Genomic DNA, 10,918 nt, shown 5'->3' with positions numbered 1-10,918 from the left:
ATCGCGGCGCGCGTCGCCCAGAGCGATCCCGCGAAATTCGTCTTCTGCCCAGCCCATGCGATCCCCAATGAACGTGAATGCTCAAACCTATTTTACCCGCACACGGGGAGTTGTGTGTAATGGGATGGGCCTAGCGCCTGATAGGCTCAACCGAAGCCAATTTGTCTAACTGGCAGAGCCGTTGAACTCTGACCACGCCCAAAGGGCGTGGAATTTCACGTTACGATTAAAAATTTTGCGCCAATGGATCGGAAAAGCAATTTCGCGTCTGTCGTCAGGTGGAAAAAGTGGAAAACACTTCCTTTAGCCCATCCCATTCCACACATCTTCACAAGTTATGAGCCTCCCTGGCGTATTTGACCCCGGCCGCGAAGTCCATGACGCGCTGCAGACCGAGCCAAATGGTCTTCACGCCCGGCTCGCCGTCGCCCTTGCGCCCGAGGAATCCACCTTGGCGAGCGATCAGGCGCAGCACCTCGTTGAGTCGCGGGGGCTGCTTGGGTACCGGCTTCTTGGCCAGAATGTAGGCCGCCTGCCATTCCTCGGTCTCCAACAGCAGACTGGCGTCGAGATCGGGGACGGTGCGCCCCAGACGCATGAGTCGGGCGATGCGCCAACTGACCACCAAGAACAGGGCCAAGGCGCGCTCCAAGCGCTCCATGGTGCTCAGTTGCAGGGCCTCGATGCGGCAGCCTTCCTTGAGCACCAGGAACAGCATCTCGATCTCCCAGCGTGCCCGGTACCAGTCGACCAGTTCGACGCCCGCCTCCAGCGTCTCGACCGCGCGATTGGTGAGCAGACGCCATTCGATGGCCGTGACGCCGGGCGGCGCGCCCACCTCGCGGGCGATGACGCAGGTGACCTCCAGGGTGGCGCCACGCTGATCCGAGATGCCGACGCGTTGGGCGTAGAGTGCCTGGCGGACCTCACGGGCACGACGCCCACGACCCGCCGACAAGCTGAAGCGCACCTCACCCAGCGGCGCGCTCTCCATGACCGTCGCCCACAGCGTCTTGCCCTCGGGCAGGGCGCGGTTGTGCTTGGCGCGCACCAGCCAGTCGGCTGGCGTGCCCAGGTCGCGCGCACGCGCCATCCACTCGACGATGTCGGCCTCGCGATCCGCGACGTAGACCAGGCGGGTGTCGGTCAGCTCGGCGGCCAGATCCGCCACTCGCTCATAGCCTTCTTTCCAGCGCAGACTTTCGGGCGCACCCCCGCGGTTGCCGTCGGCGTCCTTGAATTCCCGCGCCCACATCCAGGCATCCAGGATGCCCAGCGGCTCGCGCTCCGGCGTCACCGCATAGGTCGGATGCAGATACATCCCCCGTTGGGCCTCATAGCTCAAGGGACCCAACCCCTCGATCGCCTGGCCGTTGAAGTCCAGCTCCGTGGTGTCCTGCAGACACAGAGCACCACCGGATGGGTGGCCATGCGGGCCTGAGTGCACTGACGATGCGGCTCCAAGATGTCCCGCCAGTCGTAGGCGTCGCTGCCCAGGAAGCGATAGGCCGCCTGCGTCTCCGCCCAGCCGCTGCAGGCTCCGGGAATGCTGGCGCTCGGATGCTCGGCCAGGCGCTCAATCAACTGGATCGCCCGCCGGTCGCGGCGCGTATCGCCCAGATCCATCCCGCAAAATTCTTCCTCTGCCCAGCCCATGCGATCCCCAATGAACGTGAATGCTCAAACCGATTTTGCCCGCACACGGGAAGCTGTGTGTAATGGGATGCCTTTAGCCCGAATGTTTCATACAGCTGCTGGCAAGTCCAGAAACCGATGATTGCGGTCGGGTTCAGCGGCGATTCTGCCGGCAGGTCGGGTGGCCGACGTGTACCATTCGGGCTGGAGTCATGCTGTGCACCTGCTCAGGATAACGCTTCGGGTGGTCGCCATTCCCCGCTGTCGATGTCGAGCGTCGCCTGATGGCGCACGCCGATGTCCACCCAAATCCGCCCGATGCGTAGACAGTCGCTGAGGCTCAAGGCCGGTTGGCTCAAACCATAACTGTGATCGTAGAGATCATGGAATAGCCAGCAATGCGGGATCGCGTTCAGACGTCCCGGAAAGCGGCCGGGGAGTTCGCGAAAATCCTCGTCCAGCCTCGGCGCGTCCGCGTCAACGCCTTTCATGGACGTGTGGCGCACGGTCAGAAAATTGTCGCTGTCGTCGTCGATCTCTGGATCGTCCTCGCGCAGCATGAACGAGAGCGTGACATCGATCTCGAAGTCGTCCAAGGGGTCATCCGGATCGGCGACTCGGGCGCGCATCTGGGCGCAGACCTCTTGATCGACCCGGTGCAGATACGTCTGCAAAAATCCCAGACGCGCATTCAGTCGCACGAGACGGTCGATGTCCGCCGGGCTGAAGTCGTCGTCCGCCCTCTGGAGTGGGAAGAGCGACTTCAGACGGTTTGCTTTCCGACGCAGCCGTTCCAGCGCGTCCGCCGCCTCACCGATCCGTTCTTGCAGGTCCACCAGGGCCTCGCGCTGTTTGGGTTTCATCGTGGATCTCCAGGCTTGGATGAGGAAGTACTCAGGCGAGTATAGCGACGCGGTGCGACAGACGATGTCGCCAAGGAGCGGGGCCGTCGTTCACCGCTCGCGCGTCCAGTTGGCTCCGCGATACACGCGGACCGCATTACCGCGTTCGAGTTGGGTGTGCTGTCGCCAGCGCTGGTCTTCGGCGGCACGGACCTGCTGGTCTGCCCGCTCGGCGAGCAAGGCGACGAGCCGCGCGAGGGCCAGCCGACGGTTGAGATGTTGCGAGCGTTCTTCCTGCGCCACCGTGCTCAATCCGGTCGGCAGATGGGTGACGCGCACCGCGCTTTCGGTGCAATTGACATGCTGCCCGCCGGGGCCGCTCGCTCGCAGGGTCTCGATGCGTATCGCCGCGTCATCCCAACGGTCGGCGGCCGGTTCCGCGAAGGCGGCGACGCTGACGAACCAGTTTTTGCGTTGGTGACGCGGGCGATAGGGACTGGCGCCGATCCACTGGATAGTGCCCAGCCAGGATCGGACAGACAGCGAGGCATCCGGTCCACTAACCCGCAGCAGGATCGAACGCGCATCGCCGCCATGTTCGCCGGAGACGCGGGCAATCTCCTCGACGGCCAGCCCCTGTGCCGTCAAGTCGCGGATCAGGAGCGGCGCCAGCCGCCCGACCACCCACTCGCATTCCGCCGGACAGCGCCCCGCCGAGAGTTGCAGCCACAGGGTTGCGTCGCTCATGACCGGCCGCGTTGCGGTTTGCGGAATCCGGGTTGCCGCTGGGCCGGACGACGGACCTTGTAGGTCAGCCGCGGACGCAGGGTGGCGATGATCGTCATCAGACCGGCCTCGACCAGATCCGTCACCACGCGCTCGATGCCCTTATAGTTTTCCGGCGCCTCGTCATAGAGCAGTTCCTTGTCCTCACAGATGACCCGCCCGCTGAGCGCTGTCGTGATCAGATCCTCGGGACGTTGCCGCCCGCTCAAGCGGCCCCGTGCCTCGCCGCGTTTCCATTTGCGCCCGGCGCCATGGGCGAGCGAGTGCAGGCTGTGCGCGCGGTTCCCCAGCGGTTGCACCAGATAGGAGAGACTGCCGCGCGATCCCGGAATGACGACCGACCCGCGATCCGCCGGAGCGGCACCCTTGCGATGCAGCCACAGCCGTTCGCCGTGCCAGTCCACGGGCCGCACCAGGTTGTGCCAGACATCCAGCCGCCGCTCGCCGGTGACGTTCAGGGCCTCGAACAGCCGTTGCGCGATCAACCCGCGATTGGCCTCCGCCCAGCGCAGCGCCTGATCGTGCTGATGCAAATAATTTGTGGCCTCCGGGCTGGCCGGATCCAATCCCTGATGGCCCTGCCGGTCGACGATTCCGCGCAGAATGGACTCGCCCAGCCCACGCGAACCGCTGTGGACCAGCAGCAGGTGATCGGTCTCGATGCCGAGCGCCGCCAGGGTCGCTGGATCCATCACCGTTTCAACACCCTGCAGCTCGGCGAAATGATTACCGCCGCCGATGGTGCCGAGTGAAGCATCGAAGGCGGTCGGCGCCAGATCGAATGCCGCGCGCCAGTCGTCCAGTTCGCCCTCCCAGGGCGCTTCGAGTCCCTGCAAACGCTCCGCCGCCCGCTCGGGCTTGAATTTGCGCCGCGACAGATCCGTCTGCCACAGCGCCATGCCGCAGCCGATGTCGTTACCCACCAGCGCCGGATAGATCCGCTCGCTCAAAAAGGCCGCGCCGATGGGATAACCTTTTCCCGGATGCAGATCGGGCAGGCCCACCGCCACGCGCATCCCCGGCAAGGCAGCGGTCTGCTCCAGTTGGCGCAGGGCGTCGCCCTCGATCCAGGTGTCGGGCGAGGCGATGAGGCGGTAGGACGTGGTCATGCGGTCAACTCCTTGGCGGTTGATGCGCGAGTGGGGCCAGATCGATCAGATCGAGACCGAACATGGAACAGATACAAATTGCCCAAGCCAAGGCCCACCTCTCGGCCTTGCTCGAACGGGTCGAGGCGGGCGAGGAAATTGTCATTACCCGGCGGAACAAGCCCATTGCCCGGCTGATCCCGGAACGAACGCCGCCGCGCAAGGCGGCTGATGCAGTACAAGCGGCTTGGACGCTCAACGTTTTCGCGCTTGATCCCATCTCGGAACTGCCTATGGATGCCGCTGAAATCGCATTGGACTGATCCGCATGCGCTATCTGCTGGACACCAATATTCTCATCGCCCTCAGCAAGCCGATGCCGGAGTCACCACTGGAGGTCTGGCTGCGGCGCTGTCCCGCCAGCGATCTGATGCTGTCTTCCGTGGTGCTTGCCGAAATCGAATATGGAATTGCCAAAAGCGCCCGCCAGGCGCACAACCGCCAGGTGTTCGACGCCATCGTCCAGGGCTTTCGGATCGAAGCCTTCGACCAGGCGGCGTCGCGCTGTTATGGACCGCTGCGAGCAGAGCTGGAGCAACGTGGTCAGTTGATCGGTCCCAATGACCTGATGATCGCCGCCCACGCCCTGGCGCTCGATCTCACGCTCGTCACCGATAACACCGGCGAGTTTTCGCGTGTCGCTGGTCTGCGCGTGGGAAACTGGCTGCGGCAGACGCCAGCGTTCTAACTCGCTGTTTGTGCATCGGCGGTCGCTTTCTCGCGGCCGGACGGGGCATTCGCCCGTCCAAGACCGTTTGAACTTCGGCGACCTGCCGCCCAAAACGTGCGGACTTTTATTTAACGAACAAACGCGGCAGATGTCTCGTGGTGACAGGCCCACGTCACATTGCAACGATCTCGATGCAGGATTGAAAAGGCTCACTCAGTATGGATCGGCCGTCCCTGGCCCATCTTCTCAACCCTCCCCGGCCATCAGGCCGCCTGCGTCTCTGCTCCTTTCAACCGACACTCCGCCGCCAGCCGGCGCAGGAATTGCTCCGGGGTCAACGCCTCGCCGAGCAACATCTGCTGCCGACAGACGTTGGCGAAGTCCCCCGGCGCCAACCCGTCGAGCCCCTCCAGATGCCGCGCCAATCCCGGCGGCACCGGGGCGGTTTCGTCCCCCAGCGCCTCCCGCGCAAATAGCCCCAGCCGCTGCGCCGGGGTTAGCGCCCGAAAGTGAAGCTTGAAATCGAACCGTCGCAACGCCGCCGAATCGACCCCTTCCATCAGATTGGTCGCGGCGATGAAGATGCCCGGAAAGCGCTCCATCTGCTGTAACAGCTCATTGACCTGGGTGCGTTCCCAGGTGCGCTGCGCTTGACGCCGATCGCTCAGAAAGCTGTCCACCTCGTCCAGCAGGATGACGCTCTGGGTCGGATCGACCTCGCGGAACAGCCGCGCCAGATTCTGTTCGGTCTCGCCGACATAGGGCGACACCAGATCCGACGCCTGCCGCGCCACCAATTCCCGATCCAGCGCCTCGGACAGGATCTCGGCAAAGGCGGTCTTGCCGGTGCCGGGCGGGCCGTAAAAGCACAGACTGCCGCGACCCTGACGATGCAACGCCTGGGCAATGGCGCTCGGCGCGATGCCACCGGACAGGTTCAGATAGGCGACATCGAAGGCCGTGACCGGATCACGCCGCCGGGGTGCGGGGCGGCCATGCAGCAGGGTCCGCAGCGCCGCCACCCCCTCGCGCACCGTGGCGTCCGGTGCGGCCTCGGGTTGCAGATCGAGCAATCGTCGCGCTGCACCCAACTGCGCCGGAGCCAGTGCCGCATCCGCCGCCAACTCATCCAACAAACCGGGCGGCAGGCCGCACTCGCCCAAATGCCGTTCCGCCATCTGTCGCCTGACCGAGCGCGGCGGGGTGACGAAGGCCACTGGCAGCAGAAAGCGGCGCAGAAAGGCCGGGGCCATGCCGCTCGTGCTGTTCGCGATCCAGATCGCCGGGACCGGGTTCTCCTCCAGGATGCGGTTCATCCAGCCCTTTTGCTTGCCGGTCGCGCTGTCGCCGCGCAACAGGGCGAAGAGGTTATCGCCGGCATCGAAAACGTCCTCGACCTCATCGAAGATCAACAGCACATCGCGCCGCCGTGCCAGCAGCCGTTGCGCGATCAGATAGGCCGACAACCGCCCTTCGCGCGAGAGACCATCCCCATCATCATCGTCGCTGCACACCTGATAGGCGGTCAGGCCGCATGCGCTGGCCAAGGCGCGGGCCAGCTCGGTCTTGCCGGTGCCGGGTGCGCCATAGAACAAGGCGTTGACGCCGACCACGCCCGTGGTCGTGGCCTGACCCAGCACCGCCTGCAAGCGCCTGGTGTCCTGGGCCAGATGTGGGAAGGAGTCCAGCCCCCAGCTTCCCGCCGGGGCCGGTTCGATCAGCAGCGCGAGCAAGGCATCGACATCGGCTGGTGCGGCCTCCAGCACCTCGCGCAGCAGGGTGCTGGGCGAGAGAAAATCTTCCAGGTCGGACGGATGGCGCTCGCGCTCGGCCAGGCCCAGGGTGCGCAGGGGAGACTGTTTGGCGACTGCGGCCCGCACCGCTCCTAATTCCAGATCCAGCATCGTCGCCAGTTGTTCCAGATTGATCCGCGCCGCCGTGACGCGCCCGCCGGCGTGTCCACCCGCCCGCAGTAGCAGGCGCAACGGCTCGGACTCACGGTGTTCGAGGTAGTCCAGGATCCTCACCGCCGTGGCATCCAGTCCCAGCGCCTCGCCGAGAAGGGCTGAGGTGGGCACATTCACATCCGCCTCAGCCAGACGTTTCATGACCCAGTGCGGGAGCGTTTGAAAAAAGACACGCACACGCTTGCGCAGCACGCTCGCGGGCTCGGCGAGTTTTGGCTCCTCCTCCTCCTCGCCATCTTCGCCATCTTCGCCATTCAAGGCTCGCCGGAGCTTCCGTTCGAGCCGAGCGGTTTTCGCTTCAGTATCGTTTTGCTTCAGCCACGGGGGCACCTCACCTTCCAAGCGTGGCAGACAGGCCGCCAGCGCGTGTGGATCGAGTAGCGGATAGGTCAATTGCCACAGCGCGCCCAGAAAATCCCGCTCGTGCAGATGCGGATGCAAGCGTGCGTTACCCTGAAACCGTTGCAGCGCATAACGGGCGATCCGCCGCTCGGCGGCGGGCACGGTCGTGAAATCCTGGCGCCACAGGGTGCGATGATTGAGCATGCTCAGACCTCCTCGGTCCAGGATTGAAAACGACGGCTGTCGTAATGAAAGGTCACCAACTCGCCGCGACTGGGACCGTCATCCCAGATCAGGCCGAGGACGAGATCCAGCGGTTCGCGGAAATAGGTGCTGCCGGCTTCGTCCTCGCGATCCAGCAAGGGTGTCTCCAGCACCTCGATCACCACGGCTGGACGCCCATCGCGCGGATAACGCTTGTTCTTCAGGCCCTGCTCCAGGTCACCAGATCGCCGGGGGCGAAGCGGTGAGGCTGGCTGAACAGCCGGTAGCGCTCGCGCAGGACCGCGCCGAGATCGCCCCGCAGATCGTCCAGCGGTTCATCATCGAGCAGTGTGCTCGGCGTCTCGTCACTCAAGCCGATGCGCGTGAGTAACTCGCGTGAAGACAGGTCTTGGTTTTTCCGGGTCATGATCGACTCCTCGTGGTGACGGTTGAAAAACGTCCCTCTGTTCCCGCCTCGGCCAGCGGCTCGGCGAGGCGGAATCGAGCCAGAGGGCTAACCCGTTGTCTGTCTGAGTTTTAAAAGAGCACTGTCGATCCGTGTGCGGGCATTCGCCGACCCCAGAACTCCGTTCGGCACGTTTTTGGGTGAGGTGATGTAAAAAATATTTTCTGCCGTCGTCGGCTCAAGATGAATTAAAGCACCCTCTTGCGTCACGATCTGTCGTACACTTCGACGATGAGTGCAACCCATTTTCATCGCGTCGAACGGCTGAACCGTCTGGAACGATCGTTGTCGCCGAATACCGCGCCGGATCGCTGCCCGGACGGCCTGCGACTGCTCGCGATCCTGGGCGAGGTCTATGGCGACGGCAGCGCCCCCGCCCGTCGGCGTGCCCTGCAACTGGATCTGGACGAGTTGGTGAAGACGGGACGCATCGAAGCGGTCAATCCCGGCGGTAAGCCGTTGCGCTACCGGCGGGTGCTGGAGGAGCCGGACGAGGATCCGGCAATCTGGCACTGGACCTTGGAACAGCTTCGCGCGCTGGCGGCTGAAGCGGTGCCGCGTCGTCAGCTTGATCGGCTGTGGCGGCAGTTGTTGACCAATGCGGACGAACCCCGGCTGGACGAGTCGCGGCTGCGCGTGGTGCCCGACACCTTTCGTCTCCAGCCGGCGGAATTGGAGCCAGGGATCTTGGCGGCCGTGATCCAGTCCTTGATCCAGCGGCGCGCGCTCCAGGTGGTCTATGTCAAAGCCAGCGGCGAGCGCACTCAAGTCTGTCTGCATCCGCAGGCGCTGGTGCAGCGCGGCCCCATCTCTTATCTGTTCGCGCTCAAGAATGCGGAGGACGAGCCGCTGCGCCTCTATGCCCTGCATCGCATGGTGCGGGCGGAGTCACTAACGGAGATCCCCGTCCGCGTGGTGCCGGACTTCGATCTGGATCAGGCCATCGGCGATGGCCGGGTGGATTTCGGTCAGGGCGACCTGATCGATCTGGAACTGCGGGTGCGGGGCTATCTGACCGAGGTCGTGCGCTACTGCCCGCTCGCGGCAGAGCAACGTCACGAAGATGAACCGCCGGAGTCCGAGTTCGAGTTACGGCTGTGGGCACGGGTGCCTTCGACCGGACAGTTACTGCGCTGGCTGCTGGGGGCGGGCAACAATGTCGAGGTCATCGCCCCGCTGGATTTGCGCCGAATTGTCGCGGCGCAAGCCAGGAAGACGGCGGCCATGTATCGCGGCGGATGAGACGTTTTATGCCCGATCTCCCGTCACGCATTGTGCGGGGCAAACGGAACCTTGTTCGGTGAGGCGAGTTTGATCGTCACGCGCCTTCATCACCTGAAGCCGTTTGTGCTTGAACCGCCTTAAACGCGCTGAGGGCCAGAACAAGCTGAATCGTCCAGAGCAACAGGCGCATCGGCGTCACGATCTCCAGGAGCGAAGAACAGCGGTCGACATGGAGCATGGCGCACGCGGTCCCGTGGTCTCAAGTGACCGCTGGGGTCTGGCGGAGAAAGGTCTCGTCGGTCACCTGTCTGAGCACGAAGTCCGCCACGTCGGCGCGGCTGATCCGACCACCCATGAGCGAGCGGTCGAGGCCAAACCGATAGCCTCCGGTCTTGGGGCCATCGGTCAGTCCGCCCGGTCGCACGATGACCCAATCCAGCCCGCTGGCCTTGACCAGTTGTTCCTGCTCCGCCTTCGCGGCCAGGATCGGTTTCAGGGTCAGATCCATCATGACCCGGAACGGCCAGGCAATCTGCTCGCGACTGTCGCCCACGCCGAGTGACGTTACCACTACGATCCGGCGCACGCCGGTTTCCTGCATGGCCGTCAGAATCTGTTGTGTCCCGCGCGCCTCGATCGGTTGCTTGCTCCCATGGCTCCCGAGCACGCAGACGACGGCGTCCGCGCCCGTGACACAGGAGGTCACGGCGTCGGGGTCCAAGACATCCCCAACCAGCGTCGTCAGTCCGGTGCAAGCTGGCAGGCGGGAGGAATCGCGCACCAGTGCCGTGAGTGTATGGCCCTGGTCGAGGGCTTGCGCGAGCACCTGCTGACCGGTGCCGCCGGTCGCGCCAAATAAAGCGATGTGCATGGGTTTATCCGTTCCTGTCAGGCGGTGAGTTGGTGGTACTTGGCGCTGTCCTTGGGGATCCTCCCCTGAAGACGTCTTCATCCTCGGATCGCTCATGATCGCCCGGATTCAGCATCCGGTAGACGCTCCAGCGTCAACGCATCGGGTTGGCCGCCAAAGTACCGCTCCAGCAGCCGATGGAACGCTGAACCCGGCGGCGATCAGTGGGCAAAGAGCGTCGCGCTGGAGCAGAGTTTCAGATCGTCCGGCGATCCCAGGATGTCATGCGCCGAGCGCCCCGTGATGGCCAACCGCGCCTCGGCACAGGCGCGCAACCGCGCTCCGAGGACCGGATGCGCCAGATACGCCCGCGCTTCGTCCAGGTCACGGATGGCATAAACGCGCGCCATGGCGCTCGCTCCGAGTTCGGCGAGCTGAGGGAAGATGAACCACATCCAGTGCGAGCGCTTGCGCCCGGCGCGCAGTTCGGCCAGCGCCTGGGTGTAGATGGCATGCTGGGCCTCAATGAAGCGGGTCAGCGCCTGGGGATCGGGCGGCGGAATCATGGCACGGCACCCCGCCTAGCCCAAGTTTAACGCCTCAGATTATTTCTCTTTTAAGATCATCCGCTTACAGCGGAAAAAATCGCTCAGTGGCACTACATTCGTGAAATTTTGTGAAACCGGACGATTCAGACAATCATTTTCTGTATCCCTCCCGGGCTGGGATCGCTGCCCAGCGCCTGGATGATCGCCAGCTGCGCCGGCTCGGCGCGGGTCGCCTT

General features: G+C 64.2%; 12 protein-coding genes and 1 pseudogene. 3 read left to right on the top strand and 10 right to left on the bottom strand.

From position 1 onward, the window contains the following. Positions 1-328: 328 nt before the first annotated feature. The 4 genes and pseudogenes from CCR95_RS02825 to CCR95_RS02810 all read right to left on the bottom strand — a co-directional run bounded on the left by CCR95_RS02825 (position 329) and on the right by CCR95_RS02810 (position 4,372). A pseudogene (locus CCR95_RS02825) lies at positions 329-1,668 on the bottom strand (IS4 family transposase). Between the two features lie 194 nt (positions 1,669-1,862). After that, positions 1,863-2,498, bottom strand: coding sequence for a hypothetical protein (locus tag CCR95_RS02820; RefSeq protein WP_201091658.1), 636 nt, complete (start codon positions 2,496-2,498; stop codon positions 1,863-1,865). A 90-nt stretch (positions 2,499-2,588) separates the two neighbouring features. Next, positions 2,589-3,224, bottom strand: a complete 636-nt coding sequence (gene prfH, locus CCR95_RS02815) for a peptide chain release factor H (protein ID WP_201091657.1) — start codon at positions 3,222-3,224, stop codon at positions 2,589-2,591. After that, positions 3,221-4,372, bottom strand: coding sequence for an RNA ligase RtcB family protein (locus CCR95_RS02810; protein WP_201091652.1), 1,152 nt, complete (start codon positions 4,370-4,372; stop codon positions 3,221-3,223). The genes prfH and CCR95_RS02810 overlap by 4 nt, the downstream gene beginning before the upstream one ends. 62 nt (positions 4,373-4,434) lie before the next feature. On the opposite strand from CCR95_RS02810, the gene CCR95_RS02805 reads away from it, so the two are divergent. Then, a complete protein-coding gene (locus CCR95_RS02805) occupies positions 4,435-4,674 on the top strand; it encodes a type II toxin-antitoxin system Phd/YefM family antitoxin (protein WP_201091650.1) in 240 nt (79 codons plus the stop codon). A gap of 5 nt (positions 4,675-4,679) precedes the next feature. Then, positions 4,680-5,099 carry a type II toxin-antitoxin system VapC family toxin gene (locus tag CCR95_RS02800; protein WP_201091648.1) on the top strand — a complete coding sequence of 140 codons (420 nt, stop codon included), beginning with the start codon at positions 4,680-4,682 and terminating at the stop codon, positions 5,097-5,099. 245 nt (positions 5,100-5,344) lie between these two features. Here the strand turns inward: CCR95_RS02800 and CCR95_RS02795 are convergent, their stop codons facing one another. From CCR95_RS02795 to CCR95_RS25105, 3 genes are read right to left on the bottom strand one after another with little or no spacing between them, the layout of a single operon-like run. Further along, a complete protein-coding gene (locus CCR95_RS02795; RefSeq protein WP_201091646.1) occupies positions 5,345-7,594 on the bottom strand; it encodes an AAA family ATPase in 2,250 nt (749 codons plus the stop codon). Between the two features lie 2 nt (positions 7,595-7,596). Further along, positions 7,597-7,779, bottom strand: a complete 183-nt coding sequence (locus CCR95_RS25110) for a hypothetical protein (protein WP_242523022.1) — start codon at positions 7,777-7,779, stop codon at positions 7,597-7,599. A gap of 35 nt (positions 7,780-7,814) precedes the next feature. Next, a complete protein-coding gene (locus CCR95_RS25105) occupies positions 7,815-8,021 on the bottom strand; it encodes a hypothetical protein (protein WP_242523021.1) in 207 nt (68 codons plus the stop codon). Positions 8,022-8,345: 324 nt separating this feature from the next. Here CCR95_RS25105 and CCR95_RS02785 point away from each other — a divergent pair, with 324 nt between their 5' ends. Next, positions 8,346-9,302, top strand: a complete 957-nt coding sequence (locus tag CCR95_RS02785) for a helix-turn-helix transcriptional regulator (protein ID WP_338115334.1) — start codon at positions 8,346-8,348, stop codon at positions 9,300-9,302. Positions 9,303-9,378: 76 nt separating this feature from the next. On the opposite strand, the gene CCR95_RS02780 is transcribed toward CCR95_RS02785, so the two are convergent. The 3 genes from CCR95_RS02780 to CCR95_RS02770 all read right to left on the bottom strand — a co-directional run bounded on the left by CCR95_RS02780 (position 9,379) and on the right by CCR95_RS02770 (position 10,700). Then, positions 9,379-9,522 carry a hypothetical protein gene (locus tag CCR95_RS02780; protein WP_201091639.1) on the bottom strand — a complete coding sequence of 48 codons (144 nt, stop codon included), beginning with the start codon at positions 9,520-9,522 and terminating at the stop codon, positions 9,379-9,381. 21 nt (positions 9,523-9,543) lie between these two features. After that, positions 9,544-10,155: an NAD(P)-dependent oxidoreductase gene (locus CCR95_RS02775; protein WP_201091638.1), complete on the bottom strand. Its 612-nt coding sequence runs from the start codon at positions 10,153-10,155 to the stop codon at positions 9,544-9,546. A gap of 200 nt (positions 10,156-10,355) precedes the next feature. Continuing rightward, the gene (locus CCR95_RS02770; RefSeq protein WP_242523020.1) at positions 10,356-10,700 is read right to left on the bottom strand and encodes a DUF1810 domain-containing protein; all 345 of its coding nucleotides are present in this window, start codon (positions 10,698-10,700) and stop codon (positions 10,356-10,358) included. Positions 10,701-10,918: the final 218 nt, after the last annotated feature.

This window comes from Thiocystis minor (genome assembly GCF_016653465.1).
Taxonomy (GTDB): domain Bacteria; phylum Pseudomonadota; class Gammaproteobacteria; order Chromatiales; family Chromatiaceae; genus Chromatium; species Chromatium minus.
The sequence above is the reverse complement of the archived record's forward strand: the minus strand, read 5'-3'. Positions and strand labels throughout refer to the sequence as shown.